Genomic DNA, 21,653 nt, shown 5'->3' with positions numbered 1-21,653 from the left:
CGTCCGGGCATCTCAGTTATGTTGAAGGCTTCTCAAGCCTTTACGTGAAAAACCGGTTCGACGGACGCGGCAAGCCGAGGTGGTCGCGAAGCGTCGTTCCCTCGTAATCACGTCGAAAGAGCCCGCGCCGCTGCAGCTCCGGAATGAGCCGTTGCGCAACGTCGTCCAACCCCTGGGGAAGGTAGGGGAAGACGACGGTGAAGCCATCCGACGCCCCTTGCGAGAGCCAGGCCTCCATCTCGTCCGCGATAGTTGCCGGCGTGCCGACGAAAGCAAGACCGGCGTAACCTCCGTAGCGCTGCGCAAGCTGGCGGACCGTCAGGTTCTCCTCGGCAGCCAGCCGCAATGCCTGCGCTCGCCCCGTCTTGCTGGCGTTGGTATCCGGAATGTCCGGAAGCGGGGCATCGGGATCGAGGGTCGATACATCGTGTCCGAGCGCGATGGAGAGCGACGCGATCGCGCTGTCATAATGGACGAAGCTGTCGAGCCTCGAGCGTTTCGCTCTGGCCTCCTCGACCGTGTCGCCGATGACGACAAGGGCGGCAGGCAGAATCTTCATGTGCTCAGGCGCACGGCCGAATGCCGGCATTCGCCCCTTGATGTCGGCATAAAGCGCCTTGGCGGCATCGAGATCACGCGGCGAACAGAAGACGAGTTCGGCTGTTTCTGCAGCAAGCTGGCGGCCGGGTTCCGATTGCCCTGCCTGCACGATGACCGGCCAGCCTTGAAACGGGCGGGCGATATTGAGCGGGCCGCGTACGTCGAGCTCGTCACCCTTGTGGTCCAGCACATGCATCTTCGCCGGATCGAAAAAGATTCCGCTTTCCTGATCTCGGATGAATGCATCGTCGGCGAAGCTGTCCCAGAGGCCTGTGACGACCTCATAGAATTCCCTTGCCCGCTTGTATCGTTCCCCGTGCTCGACGTGGTCATCCAGGCCGAAATTGCGCGCCGAGTCCGGGTTGGAGGTGGTGACGATATTCCATGCGGCACGGCCGTTGCTGATATGGTCCAGCGATGCGAAGCGCCGGGCGACATGATAGGGCTCGTCGAATGTGGTCGATGCGGTGGCCGCAAGACCGATCTTTTCCGTGACTGCGGCAAGTGCCGAAAGAAGCGTGAAAGGTTCGAACGAAGTAACCGTATGGCTGCGTTTCAGCGCCTCCACCGGCATGTTGAGAACCGCCAGATGATCGGCCATGAAGAATGCGTCGAATTTCGCCGCTTCGAGCTTCTGTATGAACGACTTGATATGGCCGAAATTGAAGTTGGCGTCGGGATAGGAACCGGGATAGCGCCACGCGCCCGTATGCAGGCTGACAGGACGCATGAACGCGGTGAGATGCATGGATTTGGCCATTTGCTGCGCCTCATGGATGTCGATAGGCAATGGTAGGCGTTTAGAAATAAAGGTGGCGGGAGGTCGTCACCCCTTGGATGCGAGGCTGAAAACCTCCGGAGGGAGCAGGCAACCGATTTGCGAATGGCATATCTGCGTGCCGGCTGATTTCGAGATAGTCATTCTCTCTCGGCATGTGAAGAAATGCCCTTGCCGTTTTTTCAGCACGAAAGAAACGCCTTTGCGTTGGGCGGCGCGAGTGACCGGTCGGCTGCTTAGCTTCTAGCCTCTGAAGGGCCGTCCCGCGGTCCTTCCAAACGGTGCGAACTGCGCCACATTCATTGGAGTGCCCTGCCCTACCGCCGCCCTTCTCGCCGAGCCAGGAGACCGTCATGACCTCGCCCCATCCGTCCAGGACCAGCATCGGCAATCACCCACTGCATCCCGAAACGCAAATGCTCAATTACGGCTATGACCCGGAACTTTCCGAGGGGGCGGTGAAGCCGCCGGTGTTTCTGACATCGACCTTCGTGTTCAAGTCGGCCGAGGATGGCCGCGATTTCTTTGATTACGTATCGGGCCGCAAGACGCCGCCGGAAGGACGGGGCGCGGGCCTCGTCTATTCGCGCTTCAATCACCCGAACAGCGAGATCTTCGAGGACCGCCTCGCCGTCTACGAAAAGGCGGAGAGCGGCGCGGTCTTCTCGTCAGGCATGGCAGCGATCTCGACGACCCTGCTTGCCTTCGTTCGCCCGGGCGACGCGATCCTTCATTCCCAGCCGCTCTACGGGGGACGGAAACGCTGCTTTCAAAGACTTTCGCCAATCTCGGCGTCTCTGCAGTCGGATTTGCCGACGGGGTCGACGAGAATTCAGTGCTGGAGGCGGCGGAAGAGGCGATGGAGAAAGGTCGCGTCTCCGTCATTCTCATCGAAACCCCGGCCAATCCGACCAACAGCCTTGTCGATGTCGCATTGATCAGGCGGATCGCGGACATGATCGGCGATCGACAGGGGCACCGGCCGATCATCGCCTGCGACAACACCCTCCTCGGGCCGGTCTTTCAACGGCCGCTGGAGCATGGCGCGGACATATCGCTCTATTCGCTGACCAAATATGTCGGGGGGCATTCGGACCTGATTGCCGGGGCGGCCCTCGGTAACAAAGCGCTCATTACGCAGATACGCTCGCTGAGGGGATCGATCGGAACGCAGCTCGATCCGCATTCCTGCTGGATGCTGGGACGCTCGCTGGAAACCTTGCAGATCCGCATGGAACGCGCCAACAGCAATGCGGCCTCGATTGCGGATTTCCTGCAGGCCCATGCCAAGGTCGAGAAGATCCACTATCTCACCTATGCCGACCCGGCTTCCGCCGTCGGCCGCGTTTTTCCACCCAGTGCAGCGGTGCCGGATCGACGTTCTCGTTCGACATAAAGGGTGGGCAACCTGCCGCCTTCCGCTTTCTGAACGCGCTGCAGATCATCAAGCTCGCGGTCAGTCTGGGCGGCACGGAATCGCTTGCCTCCCACCCCGCAACCATGACCCATTCCGGCGTGCCGGTCGAAGTCCGCCAACGTATCGGCGTGCTGGACACGACGATCAGACTGTCGGTCGGCATCGAACATCCCGACGACCTGATCGCCGATCTGGCACAGGCGTTGGAGAGTGTTTGATGCGCCTAGGATTCAGAGGCTAACGCGGTAACAAATCCGCGGCGGTCTAGCCTTACATTCGCCTACGGCTGCGGAAGCCGCGTGACATCACCATCAGCGATGGTTTCGATAGCCAGCCTGTTGTAACGTTGAAGGAGAACTTGTGAGGACGCATGGAACGCCGCCTCGCCACCATATTGATTGCGGATGTCGTCGGTTACAGCCGCCTCAGCGAAATCGACGAAGAGCAGACCCGTGCACGCTTTCGCTCCGATATGGACACTATCTTCACCCCTGCAATTGAAGCCAATAGCGGTCGCATCGTAAAGGCTCTGGGAGATGGGCTTCTCGTCGAATTTCACAGCGTCGTCGATGCCCTGCGGTGTGCGATCGATGTTCAGCGGCAGAAGAAGGAACAGGGCAAGGCGATTGCCGGCACTGTGGAGCTGAAATTCCGCATCGGTATCAATCTCGGAGACGTGCTTGTCGAAGGTGATGATATCCACGGCGAGGGCGTGAGCATTGCAGACCGTATCGAGGCGCTGGCAGAGCCCGGTGGCATTGCGATATCGGGCTCCACCTACGATCAGGTCAAATCCAAAATCAATGCGGGATACAAGTCGCTGGGCAGCCGCAAGGTCAAGGGTTTCACCGAGCCGGTCAGGGTCTATCGCGTCACGCTGGAGCATCTGCCCGCCGGCAGATCTGTCATTCCCCGCCGGTTCCCGATCAGGCGACTTGCCATCATTGCGGCAATTGTCGGCGGACTGCCCGCGGCGGCGGCTTTATCGTGGTGGTATGCATGGCCGATATTCTCTTCAGCACAAACGACCAACCAATATGCTCATCCGCTGCCCGACAAGCCATCGGTCGCGGTCCTGCCCTTTATCAACGTCAGCGGCGATACAAGCCACGATCATCTGGCCGAAGGTTTGACGGATGACCTCATAACCGAGTTGTCCAAGATCTCGGGCCTCTTCGTGATCGCTCGCCATTCAGTCTTCGCCGTTCGCGACAAGCCTGCAACTATTCAGGAGATCGCATCCGAGCTGGGCGTTCAGTATGTGCTTGAGGGAACGGTTCAGCGCGCCGGGTCGCGCTTGAGAATCAACGCAAAATTGATCGAGGCCATGGGCGGTCTATCGATATGGGCGGAAGGTTATGACCGACAATATGCTGATCTTTTTGCTGTCCAAGACGACGTGATCGGGCGGATCATCTCGGCCCTTGAAGTGAAACTGAGCAAAGGCGAGAAAAGCCAGCTGGCGCGTCTGCCCACCGACAGCCTGGAGGCTTACGACTATTACATGCGAGCCGAGCATGAAGGGTTTATCTACGGCGACGTCGATACCTACCGGCGGACATTGTCGTACTATCAGAAGGCAATCGATCTGGACCCGCGCTTCGCCAATGCTTATGCCGGGATCGCCAGGGTCGCGGTCGACGTATGGCGGAACGACTATAACAATCTATGGTCGGCCGCGGTCGCTCGAAAAATTGCCTATGATGCGGCGGGACATGCTTTGAAGCTGGATCCCGGCAACTCGCGAGCGCACACCGTTCTAGCACTGCTGCAATGGGTGGATGGAAGAAGTGACGAAGCTCTCGCATCCGCAAACAACGCCATAGAAGCCCAGCCCAATGATGCCGAGGCGTTCGGCAATCTCGCGCTAATCCTGGCGCATACCGGCTCTCATGATCAGGCGACTTCAGCAATCGAAATGGCCCTGCGGCTTGATCCGTCCCCCGCGCCCGGTTTCAACATGCTCGCCGGGATCGTATTTTATTCCGCGAGAGCGGACAGTCGAGCGATACCGCTGATCGAGGCTGCTCTCCTGAACCTGCCGAAAACGGAACCGGCGCGCGAGTATCTCGCGGCGGCCTATGCCAACATAGGCAATCATCCCCGAGCGCAAGAGGAAGTGGCGAAATTGCTCGCACTCTTCCCCGAAAGCAATCTGGCCTATTATCGGTATCTCTACGACTACTGGTCCGGCAGCGACCTCGATCATCACCTAAACGCCTTGAAGTCTGCAGGTATTCCCGAATGGCCATTCGGCTTCCAGGGGAATGATGCGGATCGCGTCACGGGAAGGGATCTAGAGGCGCTGATCAACAATCAGACTTGGGCGGGCAAGCATAAAAACGGCACCGACTTCATGCAATATTTCGGTCCGGGCGGCCAGACAGCCTATCGTAGCGCCAATACCAGCATCACCGGTATTGCCGAAATCCAAGGGGATCGACTTTGCGAGAAGTTCGAGGGGTACTTTCTCGACCGCCTAGTGTGCGGGACTGTCTATCGGAACACCGATCCAGTCACAGGCGACTTCGCCTATGTTCACGTTACGCCACGTTCTCTGCAGTATTTTTCCCCTACCGGCGAGGCGCGTTGATCGACCTATTCATTGCCACTGCGTCCGAGCTTTCTCGGAGATGAGTGTTTGCTGGACGTCGGCCCAGTGCTTCTGCGATTCTGGCACCTTGGACGCGTTCTTTTCCATGCCCTCGGCAGCGCCCGGATCGTAGCTGATATAAAGCTTGCCGTCGATGATACGCCAGGCGCGCGGATCGACATTGGTGGTTACCGTGCCAAACGATACGCCATCGGCACAATAGCCGCCATACTGCGGCGCATAGCGAGACGGGTCCTTGATGAAGAGATCCCGATGCTCCGCGCTGGCGAAATGCCATGTCGCGCCAAGCCAGCGATGCGAATACTGATTGCTGCCTTCGATTGCCTTGCCCTCGACAAAATAAGCGACAGGGTCATATCCCTTGATTGCAACGTCGCCGAAATATCCCGTGTTGACGAAGTCATCGCCGGCAGCCTGATGCGACAATGACAAGAATACTGCCATCGCAGCAGTCGCAACGGCAAATTTGCTTCTGTTCGTGGACATGCTTTCCTCCCGTCCATGTCGCAACGAATGATCAGAGCGATTTTCGCTTCATGCACTCGTTGTAAAGCGGCTCACCGACAAGTTCGGATTTCTGGCAAACTGCGCCGGCCTTCAGAAGAATATTGCCGACGTCCCAGTATCCGCGCCATCCGGCTTGAGTAAGGGGCGTGTAGCCATTCCTCTCTGCCGCCTCGATATCTGCCTTGTTCGCCACAAGGAATGCAGCCACGTCAGCGTGACCTTCCTCTGCTGCCGCATGCAAAGGCGACATCTTGTAGAAATTCCTGGTATCGTTGACCAGCGCACCCTTCGCGACAAGAAGCCTCACCACGTCGAGTTCACCTGCATAGGCAGCCGCATGAAGTGCCGTCAGCCCGCCTTTGTTTCTCACCTCGATATCTGCGCCCTTCTCCAGGATCAGCTCCACTGCATCGGCATGGCCTGCCAGGGATGCCAATATGAGAGCCGGATCACCGGCCTCGTCCGCCTCCGACAAGTTGGTTGTCTCGGCAAGTGCCTGCCTGAGCAGCACCAAGTCTCCGCTTTTCGCGGCCTCCTGGAGTGGTCCGGCGACCGAGAAACTGGCCGCCAGACAAAAAATCGCGAATGTCGATTTGGCAAGAAGCACGGCACCCCCTACCCCGGGAGATTTTCAAATGGCCCCGGACCGCACGCCGCTTTCACTAATTCACCAAGAGAAAATATAGCACCTATCATCTTTTGAGGCAACCTAAGCGGGAGAGGCTAGGCTTTATCCGGTTTGGGACAGGCTGCGATCAACGTGTGGTGTAGGAGATCCGGGCATTGGCGAGCTCAGCCGTAGTCCGGCTCAGCCGCGTAGCGAGCGTGCGCATGATCTCGGTGGCAACTTGCGGGAACTCGCTTGTCAAAGCCAGGAAATGATCCTTGCTGATACGCAGGACCTCCAATTTCGACACAGCGCGTACAGTGGCAGTGCGAGGAATATTGCAGAGAACCGCCATCTCTCCGACGACGGCGTTCGCGCCGATGACTGCCACCTTCACCTCGCCCGCGGCGGATGACACGATCACGTCTGCCACGCCGGACAGAAGCACGTAGGCAGCATCGCCCTGGTCACCCTGGCGACATATATCCTGGCCCTCACGGTAGGTCATGCGATCGCAAGCGAAGGCCAGAAGCTTCAGCTTCGCCGGCTCAATGCTGGCAAAGATCGGCACTTCCCGCAAAGTCTCCACCTCATCGCTGAGCATGTTTCCCACTCTCCCGAAGGCCCTACTTGGCGCACATGAGGTCTATTTTACCAAGCGAAGCAACTCCCTGAAAACCGCATTTGACCGCGACAGTTCCAGATAGTCACCGCAACCTATCAAGGATCCACGCTGGAAAAGCAGGACCCTGTCAAAAATCCCTGCGACATGCGGATCGGAAACGACCCATACAAGTGAGTTTGATTGCCCCGCTTCATTCCGCTGCCGGATGATGGACCGCATGATCTCCTCCTCGACACGCTGGTCGAGCGCCGAAAGTGGTCGGTTGAGTATAGTCAGGTCCGAATGCTTCAGCAATGCGCGGGCAAGGTTGAGCTTTTGTCTCTGCCCCATCGTTAGGCGCTTTCCACTGGCGCCGACGTCGAACTGAAGACCGATCGCCATGGCGCCCTCATAGAGACCCGCCTCACAGAAGAGATCCTTCATTATGATCCGGATGTGATCCGCAGCGTCAGCCACCTGATAAGCGACGCGGCCGAAGAGCACGTTATCCAACAGACTGGCGGAATTCGTAAAGTGTTCCGGGTCATGACGATCTATCAGCCCTCCCATGTCGTCGGGAAGGTCCGCGTAGAAAAGCTTGCGTGCCTTTACAAGTCTGTCCATGAGATTTTCGCTCAAGAGACCGAAACGGTGACTGGGCTCTATATACGAGAGACTGAGCGCGGTGATCGAGGCGCGTTCCTCAGTCTGAACCTGGTCAAGACGCAGGCCGCGGCATCGCGATAGCATTGCTTGGTAGACGGGAATGTCATCGGCGGACATGAATGTCAGCCGGCCGAAGAACGAGTGCTGGGGGGCAAGATCGTGGAAGAGTTCGACTGACGTCTCAGCTATCGCCAGGCCCATCTGGTACAGCTCATGATCCAGCCCGGTGTCCTCCAGGAACTCTTGGAAATATGGAGAGACGATCAGGTCCCGATCGCTGAGACCTGGTTGCGTCCTCGTGCCAAACAACAGATTTTCTCCGACGCTAGCCTGGATGTTGTAAAGATCGAAGTCGAACGGCACGAGCACGTCGTCACGATGCTCGGCCGCCAGCCGATGACGCAGCGAGCGGCGCAATTCGACTATTCGTTCGCAGATGGTTCGATGTGCCTGCACATCTACGCTGGAGCGCAACGTGAGATCGAAAATATCCTCCGATATCTGCACCGCGTCGAGTATCGGCTGGATTGCTTTGAGCAGATCGCTCGGTCCGTTCGCTCCGGCGGCTTGGTAGTCCACCCAGTCGCCATGCAGGTCGAATTCGACATTGCCGGCTCTACGCGCTTCCGCCGCGTAGCGCTCGAATTCCGCGAGATGCTCTTCGTCCATCGTTGCGTTCGCCTGAGGCGCGTGCTTCAGCCCATAGAGCAGATTGTCCATCAGCGTGCCGTGCAGGAAGAATGGCTCCCCGGATACGTAGGAGATGCGCCGTCCGGTGATGGATTCCGGCATATCGAGCAGGTTCTGGCCATCGATTGTAATGCTGCCGGCCTCTGGCCAGATGAGACGGCCGAGGGCTTCTGCAAACGCCTCGGCTCCGCTTCCGGTGGTGCCTACCAGTGCAATGGTCTCGCCTGCCCCGACCTCGGCTGAGACATCATCCAGCAGTCGCGCGCCGCTGTCGTCGAGCAGCGTCAGATTTCGAACGATAACCGATGCCTGAAGCGGCGGGACAGGGCCATTAGCAAGCTCGTGAACCGATGGCGCGATGAGCGGCTCGATGCTGAACTGGTCGCATACAGTCGCATATTTGACCTGCACATCCTGCCGCGCCTGATCCCAGTCGATGAGATCCTTCAGGGGCTCGGAAGATCCTTGTAAGCGGCGATGACGGCAACGAGCTGACCAAGATCGAGCTTTCCCAGGAGAACAAAGTAGCCACCGAAAGCATAGAAGATGAACGGAGTGACCTGAGCGAGAAGGTTATTGATGAATTTTACCAGAAATTTCCATCGGTAAAGATCATAGCGGATCGAGAAGATCTGTCCGAGCCGCCAAGCGATATCGGCACGCTCGAGATTGGAGGTGTCATTGCTGTGGACGGCGCTGATGCCGTCGACAATCTCGCTGACCCTTCCCGAGAATTCGCGTGCCGTCAGTTGGCGCAGGCGTCCAAGCTCTAGCAATCTTCGGCGCATCCGCGGGATGATGCTGAGCTGGACGGCAACTATGCTGGCGGTAATCATGCCGAGCCAGACATTCTGAACGATGATGAAGCCCAGCGTCGTGAGAGCCTGACCGCCGAGAAGCGCGGGCAGAATGAATGCGTCGCCCGTAAAGCCGCCCAGCGGCTCCACCTCGTCTTTTACCATGGTGGCTATTTCGGCCGACTTCAGCTGCTTGAAGTGTTTAGGCGGGAAGCGAAGAATGCGGTCGACGAGTTCGAAGCGGATCCGGCGCAGCATTCGTTCGCCAAGTTGCCCCTTGCAGGTGTTGATGTAGAATTTGAACAACCCGTTGATCAGGACCAACGCCAGGAACACTGTGCTGAACGCCATCAGCGTCTGCTGCCGATCAAGGTCGATCCCGCTGAAAAGCTCGACATGGCCGACTACCGGGAGATCGTAGGCCAGTCGAAAGAATGGCTGGCGTGCATTGGCTGCTTCAAAGCCATTGCCCTGGATGGGCCCGTTGACGATCTGCTTCGGGAGATCGAACGAGAGGAAGTACGGAACCATGGACACTGCCACGAGGAGCAATATCCACAATTGCTGCCTTCGGGTATGACGCCAGATGTAGCGCAGAAGGTTCTTTTCCATCGCGTCGACCTGTTCGAGGCTGATGGTCACAACAGGAAGGTGATTTTAACACGCATTGGTCACCGCGAAACAGAGCATTTGGCTTAGTAAAAGACGCCAAGCTGCGAACGACTGCACAGATCTGCGATTATTCTCAGCGAAGAAATATGTGTTAGCGGGCCCACACCACTGGCTGCAATCGTGCCTTCGCTTCTAATGTTCAGCGGAAGAACAACCGTCGCGCACTACAATTGTCGCAACCGTCTATTTTTCGTATCAAAGAACTCGGAGCGAGGGCGAGATAAGCAGCAGTTTTTTGGGAGAGTTCGGTGGATAAGCGATCAGATAGCCTCGCGGAAGCTGTCGCCAGTATTGGAGACGGTGCCGTTGTTATGATTGGTGGCTTTGGAGGATCGGGGGCGCCGATTGAACTCATCCACGCGTTGGTCGACAGACGCCCAAGATATCTCACGGTCATCAACAACAATGCCGGCAATGGGCGGATTGGAATTGCCGCAATGATAGATGCGGGCATGGTCGCCAAGATGATCTGCTCATTTCCGAAATCATCCGATCCGCGGGCATTCACCGACAGATACCTTGCGGGTGAGATCGAACTTGAGTTGGTGCCACAAGGTACACTTGCTGAACGTATCAGAGCGGGGGCGCTGGTATTCCTGCCTTTTACACGCCAACCGCCTACGGGACTGAACTTGCTATCGGCAAGCCGACAGCCGAGTTTGATGGCAAGCATTATGTGCAAGAGCGCTGGCTGAAAGCGGATTTTGCGTTAATCAAGGCCCATACCAGCGATACGCATGGCAACCTGACCTACAACAAAGCAGCACGAAACTTCAATCCAATCATGTGCATGGCTGCCGCGAGGACAATCGTCCAAGCTTCCAAAATCGTTGATGCCGGTGCGATTGATCCCGAACATGTCGTGACGCCCGGGATCTTTGTCGATCGTGTGGTCGAAGTGCCAGAACCGCAACAGGAAGAAGCGATGATCCGGGCTGGCTTGCACTATGAAAGAGGTATCTAAGCATGAGCAACGAGGCGCTGAGTACTCACATGTTCGGCGAGATCAAGCTCTCCAACGCCCAGATCGCCTGGCGGGCAGCGCAGGACATCGCGGACGGCGCCTATGTGAACCTCGGCATCGGCTTTCCCGAAATGGTCGCCCGCTATCAGCCGCAGGGCCGGCAGATAGTCTTCCATACAGAAAATGGTATTCTCGATTTCGGAGAGGCGCCGAGATCCGGTGAAGAGGACTGGGACCTCATCAACGCGGGCAAGAAGGCTGTGACGTTGAAGCCTGGCGCGTCTATCTTCCATCATGCCGACAGCTTCGCAATGGTGCGCGGTGGCCATCTTGATGTGGCCATCCTTGGAGCGCTACAAGTGGCGGAAAGCGGTGATCTCGCGAACTGGCGCGTTGGTTCCAGGGGCGTACCAGCCGTTGGCGGTGCGATGGATCTGGTACACGGCGCACGCCAAGTATTCGTCATCACCGAACATCTCACAAAAAATGGTGATCCGAAGCTAGTGGAAAGATGCACCTTCCCGCTTACCGGCATCGCATGCGTCACCCGCGTCTATACCAGTCATTCGGTAGTTTGCATCAAGGACGGCCATTTCGTGCTCCTTGAAAAGCTGCCGGAGATCAGCTTTGACGATTTGCAGGCGATTACCGGCGCCAAGCTATATGTTGAAGGTGAAATTGCCGAACTCGTGGTGCCTAAGCTTTGAGAGAGTAGGATTGGTGCAACTCTATCGTTCGGGCCCTCGGCGGACCTAAACGCTCAGGTGGCCTTGGGGAAAAGAGAACCTCCAGCCCAACGGGACGTTTGCCTTCGAAGACGAAATGCTCGACTACGCTTCTGTCAGCACCGTCAAGCTGGCCGTGGCATAAGCGGTCGGACATAAAACGCAAATACGAATCCGCGCTTGTCATCCCGGACGCGCAGTTCGGCGATAGACGCGCTCCCGACGCTCTTCATCATCTCACCGTTGGAATGTCGTAAGCGGGGATGTTCGATCGGCCCGCCCGCCCCCAAATGATCAGGATAAATCTCACTTCCAGACACGCTGCCGGCTTTACGAAGCTTCGACTCTGCGTCACAAATCGCCAGTCGTAACTATCTGATAAGATTATGAACGCTAGGCGAAATGAAACCCAGTCAACGAATAAGTTTCTCTACAGACTGTTAACCATATTTTTTATATTAAGGACCGTATGGTCGTGACAGCGTCTCCGGCGAGACGGGTCTGCAGTCGACTCATTTGAGCGTCGTACGAGCGAATTATTCACTTCCGAGTTGACGGCTGTCAACCGCCTTCGCTTATCTTTACAGCCGGTCACGCGGCTTCCACACTGCATTTTTCTCCTGCCTGCCTCTAAGCGTAGCCACCTGATCTACCGATAAACCGCTACCCTAAAGAAATTCGGATCTTGCGACGTAAAGAATAAATTTGGGTCAGATGGTTTGGTGATGCCGAGAGTTCTCGCAGCTCGAGTTAGCATCGTTGAGTTTTGAGAACGCCGTTTGGGCCATGACCCGCCGCGACTAGACGCATGGGAATGATAGACGAGTTTCTTTCGCCCCGACCACTCGCCTGCTCTCAAGTTTTGATAGGCCACGGTTCTACACACTAGTCCACGCCCGCACACTATCGGGAGAAGTTTGGTGGCGAGACCCACAGCACCAGGTCTACCGAGTTGGCGACGGCTACGCAGCCATGGCACCAATGAGTGTCGGCATACCGGAACGGTGCGGCCTTCATAAAACGATAGGCGCCCTTTGTATTGGACGATAGCGGTGCTGCTGGCGTTAACGCGCGGGATTACGAACCGCGGACATCCGCGATAAAGCATACCGTTGATGATGGTATTTATCTCGTCGACCAAATCCTGATTGGCTGGCGCCCTTCCCCGTGCTTGACAATGATGCCTCATAGGTCCGCCACGCTCGATTGCATAACACTAAGGTTGCGCGCCCCGCTGTCATCGCAGACCATTCTCCAGTAATGCGCGCGAGCACGATAAGTCTCTTCTTGCTAAGGTCTCATCTCGATCACCGGAGATAAGACTGCTGGAGATCGTCTGTGTTGCCGAGGGAGGCGCCGCAGCTCTTTCCGCTAGTTCTGAACAGCCTTACATCCCGAACGGACGCCCCTTCCCGCTGCGCACTAGCAATCATCGTGCCCGGGGCTGTAAGCCTGGATCAGGTCAAACTGTCTCAACCAATACCATGACCTCCAGAGATCATGACCACCGTATCATTATGCGTGCGCCACATGGGACGACTGCCAGCTTTCCTACCGCCGAGCAACAGGGTGCGCGGGGCTGGAAGGAGGGCGACAATTGCGATCAAAGGATTGGCTGAAAAGCGGTGGAAGATTTGCGGTTTGCGCGTGATGGTCTAAGTCGTCCTGGTTACCCGACATCCATCCGAGAGTCGGTTGACAGCTGTCAACAGGGAGGCGAGCCACAGAAAGATGCTTCGGCGAATAAGCATCGCGCCACATTGAGCGGTCAAAAACCTCGATCTCGCCGCAAGTCCGCGATCGGGATAAAGCTATTTGAATGCTATCCGATCCGGCATCCAATACAGGGAGGCCCAGCGCTCTGCGCGCCGATAGGATAGGGATGCGAATAAACAAACGTTGTCCTGCTCACCTTAAACGCCGCAAGTCACCAAGCGTGGCTGGGGGATCAAACCCCTGTTCGAATACCTGTGTCGAAGGTGGCGCCAGTCTTATCGACACTTCACAATGCAGGGACCGCAGCCGTAGATGAGAGATAACCCAGCATACATGGAAGATATGTTCGGTCGTGATCGCAGCTAACGTGGGTCACAGCGAGGTCTTGCCTCCAGCCTGTAAACCAACGGCTAGAATATTTCGTGTCTCCGGAGAACTGCCATCCTCACGCCTGACTATGCGTCCGCTAGCCCCCATATCCAAATAGGGCACTGTAGCGGCGGCATGTCCCCTGTCGGAATTTGGCTTTCTTGTTTCCTAAGCGAGGCCCGCAGAGCCGTGTGCACCCGGCTGCGGACCTCTAACCGACATCATGGCGGCTAAGACAAACGGTAGGAACCGCCCTGCGCCATCGTCAAATGAATAATTTGTAACTCACAATCAGATAAGGTTGCGATGCAGCAATGTCACATCTTCCAGTGGATAAGCACTCACAGTGGGTATTTCGCTACCGCAACGCTCGAGATCGCTTGATTGCATGTTTCCCACCTAGGGTATCCGACGAATCAAGCACCTTTACCATCTCGCCCCACAGACTCTACGACGTCCATGGGGCGGCGGTCTGAAGCCGATTCGGTTACATCCGATTTGCGCGCATCGCTTCAATAAACTGCTGCGCTTTCAAAGATACGGTCGAGACGTCTGATTTCGGCTTGTAGATTGATCCGCCGATGCCGAAGCCGGCAGCGCCAGCCTCCGTAAAAGCTCTCATGTTTTCTGGAGTAACGCCGCCAACTGCAAGCACCGGGATCTCTCTGGGTAGCACAGCCTTCCATGCCTTGATCACGACCGGCGGAATAGCCTCAGCCGGGAATGCTTTCACACCAGTGGCGCCAGCACCGATCGCGGCGAAAGCCTCGGTGGGTGTGGCAACGCCCGGAAGACTGACCATCCCTCTGGCAACACTCGCCTCAATGACCGAAAGATCCGCGTTGGGCGAAATGATAACATTGGCACCGGTTGCCGCGACATCGGCGACTTGGGCCGGTGTCAGGACAGTACCAGCACCGATAAGCGCCTTGTCGCCAAAACGTTTCTGTAGCGCTTCGATACTTCTCAAAGGGTCAGGCGAGTTGAGCGGTACCTCGATGATACGCCAACCTGCCTCAATCAGTGATTCAGCAACAGGCTCTGCTTCCTCCGGCGTGATACCGCGAAGAATGGCGATCAGATTACATTCCTTGAGGGCCTCATGAAAGTTCATGGGAAAAGTCCTTATGTTATCAATTGCAATTGGTTGGCAATGAACTGTACGCCGCGTTTAGCGGCATCAACGGGGCTCGGCTCGACAGCAACGTTGAAGAGCGGCGCTATACGACTGTATCGGCTATTCAGGATATTGTTGCCGACAATGGCGATCGCCTCGCCCGGCACCAGCCAGCCAGCAGCGCGAGCTTGGCGGAATTCCGATCCGATAATCAGACCGGAGACATAGTCGCCGATGTCTTCTGGTTTCAAGATTCCGGCAAGCACGCCGGTTCGCGCGCTGAAGATCGCGGACAAAAGTGCATCGGCTGCACTAGCATCACTGGCGGCGAATTCGCCACCGCGATCGAAAGCAGGCCAGATAGGCTCGGTCCCAGGCGCCGTCTCCACAGCTCTCGCTATGAAGGAATGTTTGGTAAGCAATGCAAAGATTTCACCCGTCGCGAAGGTTTGGAAGCCGCAGATGCGGCCGTCCTTGACGCGCGCCCATTTGCTGTGTGTGCCGGGCAGGACAACCGTTCGGTCTCGATCCAGCCCGCAGCCCACAATCTGAGTTTCCTCACCACGCATAACATCCGGGAAAGGCTTTGCGGCTGGATCACGCATTCCGGGAAGGAAAGTAACTGTTGCGCCGTTCACGAGCGTGAACTGTCTAGTGCCGGCGGCAAGCTCGACGACACCCGCCGGGGCGTCGACATAAGGGACTTCCACCCAACCGTTGCGACTGGTGATCATGCCGCTCGCGAATACGGGGAGGGGGCCATAAGCGGAAAACCACTCACCGACTGTATCACTCAAGGCAGCTTCGAAGACTCCATTTTGGACGAATTGGATGCCGCCGTTCATAGTGTCACGCGTGTCAAGCGTTTCGCCCGCTCCCGACACGAGCGCTGCGCGCAGTGAACTCGTGCCCCAATCAAGGATGACCGACACAGGCTTTGACATTCCAGATTTCCTCCCGAGATCATTGCGCTCTTCGATAACGCGCGCGCAGCCATCCTGTCGAGAGCGACACACCAAAAGTCATACTTTTTAGATCAAATGCGACAAATGGGGCGAAAAGCGATAGCATCTTCCCGGGAATTTCTTCAATCAGGCGCCGAACTGTTTGGCTCACAGGCCGGATAGAGGTTACGGGATGCAAAATACGCTCTTGTAACACGAGCCTCACCCGTCGCCTCTAAAGCATGTCGCGCAAAAGTGTGCGTCGGTTTTGGACAACGACATGCGAACGATCGCGACACGCTTGGGAAAAGGCATGCTCGGGATGGCGAGGGGGAGGCGATTCATTCAACCGCAAGAATACATCGCAGTCAGATAAGATCACGAATAAGCGCGGGAGGAAAATTCGGAATCCGTAAAATTATATAGGGCGTTTCTTTTTACATCCACGCCATTAATGGCAACCAATATCTCAGTGGTGCGTGAGCCTCTCAGATGCCTTAGATTCAGTTCAACTGCGCGCCTGTTTATTGTCGCCCAATCAACGATCATCAGAGTTCTGTCAACCAGTGTTGACAGCTTGGTGGCCTCCGGCGCGTGAGACGCGGGGGCGCTGGTGAAGACGGCAATCTGCCCCCGTGCACGCGCCACGGCGATAATTTCTGCTAGACCCGTGATGGTTGGGCGCAGGCTGGGGCTGACCTTGCCTGAAGGAATAAAGTCCAGGCCATTTTGAAGGTCATGGTGAACAATCTCGCTAATCGCAGCCTGTCCATTCAGGAAATCATTCAGTCCTCGCTTCAGCCCCGACTTAAAGAATGCGTCAAGGTTTCCGCGACCTAGGTTACCATCAACGAGAAGAACCGAGCAGCCAGTGGAGACCAGTTCCATCGCCAGCGATCTGGCAACAAGCGAGCCGCTATCTCCGCTACGAGTCGGTGTCACGACGATGCTGGCGGGCATCGAGCCGCCATTCGATTGCTTTAAAAAATTTGCCAAGTCGTGGATCGCGCCATCAAACCCGTCGTTATTCCTAGCAAGCGGATTTCTGAGACCTCTCCTCTTCTTGCGAGGAATGTAGCCCGCGGGTATTATTCGCGTTATGCCAGTCAGCTGGTCGAAGCTCCTAATTTTCTTGTCAATCAGTTCGGCCAGAAAGGCGGCGGTTATAGCAAGCGAGGTAGATGCTATTAAAGCACTCACCAGATAGAAAAGCCGCCCGCGGCCCTGCGGCCCAATCGGGACTGCGGCAGGTGACAGTACTTCCACTTCGGTCCCCGGCAACATGGCTTCTCCTGCAAGGCTCCGCCTCTGACCCTCCAGCTTGTCAAGCGCTGTCTGCTCCCTATCAAATGCCCGCTCAAAGCGAACGAGCTCTGCCTGCGCAATCACAGAGCGCGAGCGCTTCTCGTCTGCAGTCGCTAGGTCAGAGTGTACTGCGGCATATTCCTGGTCAAGCGCGATAAGCCTCGCGCGAAGAGACTGTAGATATCGCTCAACCGCAAGCCCTAGGGCGGCGCGTGATTTAGCGATCGACACACGCCGGTCAATCACAACTTGAGCACCGTCGTCGTATGTATCGAGAAGCCGGTCCAGATCTCGCTGCTGCACGCGAAACTCCTCGGCCACCTCACGGACATTTTCGGGAAGCGATAAGGTGTTTAAAGCAACCGGCGCATCATCTGCCTTTTCAAGGACGGTAATCGCGGCTGCTACATCTGCGCGGTTTTGCGCGATTGTGACTTGCCGCTCGTTAAGCTCCGCCAAAGACTTAAGCTGTTCTCCCGGGGCCTCTAGGCTCAATAATGCGCCCATCTCTTCTCGATAAGCATCACTCGCGAGGCGAGCTGCGTCGGTGATTTTTTGCTGCTCTTCGATGCGCTGCCTTATCCACACTTCTGCGGCGTCAAGACGATGGCGAATGCTCTCGTTGCGCTCTTCAAGATAGACACTGATGAGCTTGTTCGGCGCAGCAGCAGCGAGTTGGGGATCGGTTGCCTCGAATCCGATATGAATGACATCGCCAAGCCCATCGCGCCAGACACGAAGAGCCGCGTAGTATTCCGGAATTATGAGCTCAAGGCTGTTCTGTTCCGTTGTTTCTCGCTTATGGCGATCCACTAGACCGCGTAAAATCTTACGAACCTCACCGATAACCGAGGTTCCGCGTAAAGCCGGGTTGAATTCGATCAACTCATCTAGGCGCAGGTCATGGATTATACGTTCCGCGATGCTTCGAGATAGAAGGCGCTCCGTTTCCGACTTCAGATCTAGTGGTTCATTGCGACCGGCCTCTTCTGCGCTGAGCGTCGTCGCCAGCGGCTTGTGGATGATAAGTCGGGATTCAGCACGGTAAATCGGCTTCATATCCCATATTGCTATAAGGGCAGCGGAAGTGAGGAATGCAACTATCACCACCACCATGGTAATCCGGCGTCGTAGAATGCGCCAGAATGAGTCGAGATCGAACTCATCCGACTTGGCTTCTACTTCAAAGCGTGGTTCGTGATGCATTGACGAAAGCGACAGATGCCGGTCTGGCGGGAACGTAGAGATGGTCATGACCGACCACCGGCGTCTTGAGGTAGCGTGAGGATGGCCTCGTAGAGCTCATTCAAGGCGCGCATATACGCTTTCATGCTGAAATAATTAAGATAATGAGCGCGCCCTCTGGCAGAAATATGTACCATGGTGGCTGGATTCGCCAGCAATCCTGCCAAAGCGGCTGCCAAAGCATCCACATTACCAACCGGTACGAAGACCCCGGTTTCCCCGTCCGTGATGACCTCTTCATGAGCCCCGACGCGGGTAGTGACTACCGCCAACCCATGAGCTAGCCCCTCGACCACCGCCATAGCCATGCCTTCCGCATGTGAAGGAAGGACGAGAATACTTGCGCTAGCACAGAGCGCGCGCGTCTCGCTTTCAGCCAACCAACCGGGCATTTCAACCCGATCCGCTAGGCCCAACGCAATGATCTTATTGCGATAGTGGTCCACAGGGCCGTCCCCTGCAATTACGGCCTTCCATGCTATATTCTTCATCGTCGGATGACTAAGAGCGAGGAGGAGTTCGGGAACCCCTTGCGCTCGCTTAATCGGCCGAGGAAGACTATCAGAGGTATAGTATCACGCTGACCACAGCTTACTCCGGGGTCTGGTACGCAATTGCGAGCGACAACGATGCGGCTCTCGTCAACGCCCAGCAAGGTTGAGAGCGTCACACGATCACGCTGCCCTAGTACGATAACGCGATTGGCGCGTTGGAACATGCGACGGATAAGCCGCTGTAGGCGCGGTGAACGCATTGAAAAATCAGCAGCATAATCATAGTCGTGCAAGTGTAGTATATAAACGCAACCAAACAATCTTGCAGCATTCGCCAAGACGAGCTTTCGCGACGTACTGCCTCGACCTGCAACATGAATGTGGTGAATGCGCATCGGAGCGAGAAGGCGATCCCCGGCCATGGTCAAGATCGACCCGAGCAGTCGGGCAGGCGATTTGGCAGGAGACCACCGAGCTCCCCTTGTGTCGGTGACGATATGCTCTTCACCCGACACCTTGGCGGTATCGGCGATGTAACCAACCAGTCGACCAATACCTCCACCATTCTCGCGCCCCCGGGCACATAATGCCGAACTGCGGCCATGCCTGCTGCTGCGATCCGACTGTCCTCGTCCGGCGTCTTCATCAGCATGTTCCGACTACCTCTCTATAAACTGCAGCAGCCTGCGCTCCGACGGTTTCAGGTGAGTTTGGCCCGGTTGCCCATTCGAGAGCTCTGTTGCCGAAATCGCGTCCGAGATCACGGTTCTCAGCCAATAGGCGAATGGCTTGAGCCAGTTGTTCGGCGTCCCCGGGTGGAACAACCAATCCCAGACCGTTGGGCTGGACAGTCGCGCGCAATTCGCCGACATCTGTCACGATTACCGGCTTTCCGAAGGCTGCAGCGAGATTGAGAACACCACTCTGGGATGCTTCAGTGTAAGGAAGTACGACTATGTCTGCATCCAGGAATAGCTGCGCCACCTCGGCATCTTCGATAAAGCGATTGCGGATGTCATAATGGCCAGCGTCACCCATTAGGGGCTTGAATATCCATGGATCATCGCCTCTTCCTGCTACGATCACCTTGAGGTTGGGAAGCGCCCCTCTCAGCATCGCTTCGGCACGAACAAGTTGCTCCAGCCCCTTGTAGGCGAACACTCGTCCGAAGAGCAGAACGCGCAGGCTGCCATCCTCCGGACGCCTGACCATTTTATGTCGCCGGGCGAGATCGGCATAGCGATGAATAGCCGGATGAGAAAGCACGTGAACGCGGTCGGGTGATTTAGAGTACTTGTCGAGAACTCTGCGCTTTAGCCCTTCACCGTGCACAACTAGATGTTCCGACTGCCTGACCATCAGCTCCGGCGCCCAGCTGGGCAAGGTCCGGGTGTCGGCGTCACCGGGATGCGTCTCCACGTCATGAACGGTTGTCACCAGCGGAATCGGACGCCAGAATGGAACAGCTAGGTTTAGCCAGAGCGTGGAATTACTTAGAAGGTGAATTATCTGGGGGCGCTCCTGCCGGATGAACCGGGTGAGGTTATGCAAAAACCATGGATTGGCGAGTGAGCGATGCCGCGGCCAGTCCAGGAGATGCAAATCGATCGTCGGATCAAAGAAGGACGCGAGGTGTGCGTAACGGCGACTCGGTACGCCGAGCACGACGTCCAAGTGTCGTGCAACTCCGCCGGCGAACGAAATCGTATAGTCTTCTAATTCGGAAACAAGCAACAAGGCCTTCATTGCTCGCTCTCCGCAAGGCCCGTTCCTACGCCAGAGCGAGGAAGCGTGAGTGCCGTGCGCAACGCGTCACGCACTCGCCTCAGGAAGTTAGGTTCTCCGGGGAAACTAAACCCGTTCATGCCGAGTTTGAGGCGAGTGAGCATATCCGCTCCACCAAGCATAGCCGATGCCACTTGATAGGGATGGTGGTCGACGAGCCGCAGCCCATTCGCGAGGTTATGCATAACCAGGAATCGGTTTGTTGCGTCCAGCGTAGCGCGCCAGTGAGCCATTCGCTTTTTCAACATGGCCGTATCATCAGTCGACCGATACCAATTATTGTTATGGATACGGTAGAACCCGAGAGGATCTGGCAGAGCTGCGACTTTTCCAAGAAACGGATAGATACCCACCAGCCAAGCATCCGCGGAGATACGAAAATCCTCCGGAATATCGCCAGCGGTAGCCCATGCGCTACGTCTGACGGCGAGGGAGGATGTCATGGGGAAGGGCCACCATCCCGCGGACTTGGTAAGCCTTGGTGTAATATTTCCCGAGCACAAGCTACGAGGAATTGGTTTCATCACTGGCGAGCCGTCAGACAGCACAGGTTGCAGTCGATGATATGCTAGCGAGACCCCAGCATCCGCCTGAAACTTCGCTATTATCGCCGAAAGTTTCGATGGTGCCCACCAGTCATCCGCATCCAGAAAACAAAGTATGTCTCCCGTGCTCGAATGGACGGCGGCATTTATCGCAGCAGCTTGCCCCTTGTTCTTTTGGAACAGAACGTTCACCCGATCGCCGTAGCTCTTCAGGACAGCAGGTGAATGGTCGCTAGACCCATCGTCAACCACTATAATCTCGACGTCCTTGGCATCCTGGCTCAGGGCGCTATCAATCGCACGACCGACAAAATGGCCGTAGTTGTAGTTATTTATCAGGACACTGATGGCCGCCCGATCCATAAAACCTCACAAGCAATGCGGAACAGCCTGCACTAGGTTCGACGCTTGACGTCAACTGAGCGACGGAGCTTGCGCACGATGTCCGATGTGGCGTGAATTCACTGCAAGCTAGCGGTGAACGGATACGCA

The 21,653-nt window shown here is 56.6% G+C and carries 12 protein-coding genes and 4 pseudogenes; 5 read left to right on the top strand and 11 right to left on the bottom strand.

Annotated elements, in window-relative coordinates:
• Positions 1-40: 40 nt before the first annotated feature.
• On the bottom strand, positions 41-1,360 hold the full coding sequence (locus N7E02_RS01995; RefSeq protein WP_286577851.1) for an LLM class flavin-dependent oxidoreductase: 1,320 nt from the start codon (positions 1,358-1,360) through the stop codon (positions 41-43).
• A 371-nt stretch (positions 1,361-1,731) separates the two neighbouring features.
• Here N7E02_RS01995 and N7E02_RS01990 point away from each other — a divergent pair.
• The 3 genes and pseudogenes from N7E02_RS01990 (at position 1,732) to N7E02_RS01985 (ending at position 5,388) form a co-directional block, all read left to right on the top strand.
• Positions 1,732-2,774 (top strand): annotated as a pseudogene (locus N7E02_RS01990) (cystathionine gamma-synthase family protein).
• On the top strand, positions 2,771-3,013 hold the full coding sequence (locus tag N7E02_RS29355; protein WP_353622777.1) for a PLP-dependent transferase: 243 nt from the start codon (positions 2,771-2,773) through the stop codon (positions 3,011-3,013). The pseudogene N7E02_RS01990 and the gene N7E02_RS29355 overlap by 4 nt, the downstream one beginning before the upstream one ends.
• A gap of 152 nt (positions 3,014-3,165) precedes the next feature.
• On the top strand, positions 3,166-5,388 hold the full coding sequence (locus tag N7E02_RS01985) for an adenylate/guanylate cyclase domain-containing protein (protein WP_286577850.1): 2,223 nt from the start codon (positions 3,166-3,168) through the stop codon (positions 5,386-5,388).
• A 9-nt stretch (positions 5,389-5,397) separates the two neighbouring features.
• Here N7E02_RS01985 and N7E02_RS01980 read toward each other — a convergent pair whose 3' ends face one another.
• The 4 genes and pseudogenes from N7E02_RS01980 to N7E02_RS01965 form a co-directional block, all read right to left on the bottom strand.
• Positions 5,398-5,853 carry a YHS domain-containing (seleno)protein gene (locus N7E02_RS01980; protein ID WP_286578404.1) on the bottom strand — a complete coding sequence of 152 codons (456 nt, stop codon included), beginning with the start codon at positions 5,851-5,853 and terminating at the stop codon, positions 5,398-5,400.
• 73 nt (positions 5,854-5,926) lie between these two features.
• Positions 5,927-6,523 carry an ankyrin repeat domain-containing protein gene (locus tag N7E02_RS01975; RefSeq protein WP_286577849.1) on the bottom strand — a complete coding sequence of 199 codons (597 nt, stop codon included), beginning with the start codon at positions 6,521-6,523 and terminating at the stop codon, positions 5,927-5,929.
• Between the two features lie 148 nt (positions 6,524-6,671).
• Complete coding sequence (locus tag N7E02_RS01970; protein ID WP_286577848.1) at positions 6,672-7,127, bottom strand: cyclic nucleotide-binding domain-containing protein; 456 nt, start codon at positions 7,125-7,127, stop codon at positions 6,672-6,674.
• Between the two features lie 42 nt (positions 7,128-7,169).
• Positions 7,170-9,892, bottom strand: a pseudogene (locus tag N7E02_RS01965) (ABC transporter transmembrane domain-containing protein).
• 308 nt (positions 9,893-10,200) lie between these two features.
• On the opposite strand from N7E02_RS01965, the pseudogene N7E02_RS01960 reads away from it, so the two are divergent.
• Together N7E02_RS01960 and N7E02_RS01955 are read left to right on the top strand one after the other, a co-directional pair.
• Positions 10,201-10,916: pseudogene (locus tag N7E02_RS01960) on the top strand (3-oxoacid CoA-transferase subunit A).
• Positions 10,917-10,945: 29 nt separating this feature from the next.
• A complete protein-coding gene (locus N7E02_RS01955; protein ID WP_286578403.1) occupies positions 10,946-11,623 on the top strand; it encodes a 3-oxoacid CoA-transferase subunit B in 678 nt (225 codons plus the stop codon).
• Positions 11,624-14,213: 2,590 nt separating this feature from the next.
• Here the strand turns inward: N7E02_RS01955 and N7E02_RS01950 are convergent.
• The 6 genes and pseudogenes from N7E02_RS01950 to N7E02_RS01925 form a co-directional block, all read right to left on the bottom strand.
• The gene (locus N7E02_RS01950) at positions 14,214-14,840 is read right to left on the bottom strand and encodes a 2-dehydro-3-deoxy-6-phosphogalactonate aldolase (protein WP_286577847.1); all 627 of its coding nucleotides are present in this window, start codon (positions 14,838-14,840) and stop codon (positions 14,214-14,216) included.
• A gap of 11 nt (positions 14,841-14,851) precedes the next feature.
• Entirely contained in the window at positions 14,852-15,787 is a 936-nt protein-coding gene (locus N7E02_RS01945; RefSeq protein ID WP_286577846.1) for a 2-dehydro-3-deoxygalactonokinase, read from the bottom strand.
• A gap of 378 nt (positions 15,788-16,165) precedes the next feature.
• Positions 16,166-18,346, bottom strand: a complete 2,181-nt coding sequence (locus N7E02_RS01940; RefSeq protein WP_286577845.1) for a GumC family protein — start codon at positions 18,344-18,346, stop codon at positions 16,166-16,168.
• Positions 18,343-19,483 (bottom strand): annotated as a pseudogene (locus N7E02_RS01935) (glycosyltransferase family 4 protein). Before N7E02_RS01935 ends, N7E02_RS01940 begins: the two are co-directional and overlap by 4 nt.
• Positions 19,477-20,577: a glycosyltransferase family 4 protein gene (locus N7E02_RS01930; RefSeq protein ID WP_286577844.1), complete on the bottom strand. Its 1,101-nt coding sequence runs from the start codon at positions 20,575-20,577 to the stop codon at positions 19,477-19,479. Before N7E02_RS01930 ends, N7E02_RS01935 begins: the two are co-directional and overlap by 7 nt.
• Positions 20,574-21,524 carry a glycosyltransferase family 2 protein gene (locus tag N7E02_RS01925; RefSeq protein ID WP_286577843.1) on the bottom strand — a complete coding sequence of 317 codons (951 nt, stop codon included), beginning with the start codon at positions 21,522-21,524 and terminating at the stop codon, positions 20,574-20,576. The genes N7E02_RS01930 and N7E02_RS01925 overlap by 4 nt, the downstream gene beginning before the upstream one ends.
• Positions 21,525-21,653 lie beyond the last annotated feature (129 nt).

Source organism: Terrirhizobium terrae (assembly GCF_030323265.1).
Classification (GTDB): domain Bacteria; phylum Pseudomonadota; class Alphaproteobacteria; order Rhizobiales; family Rhizobiaceae; genus Neorhizobium.
This window is presented reverse-complemented; position numbering and strand designations above follow the sequence as displayed.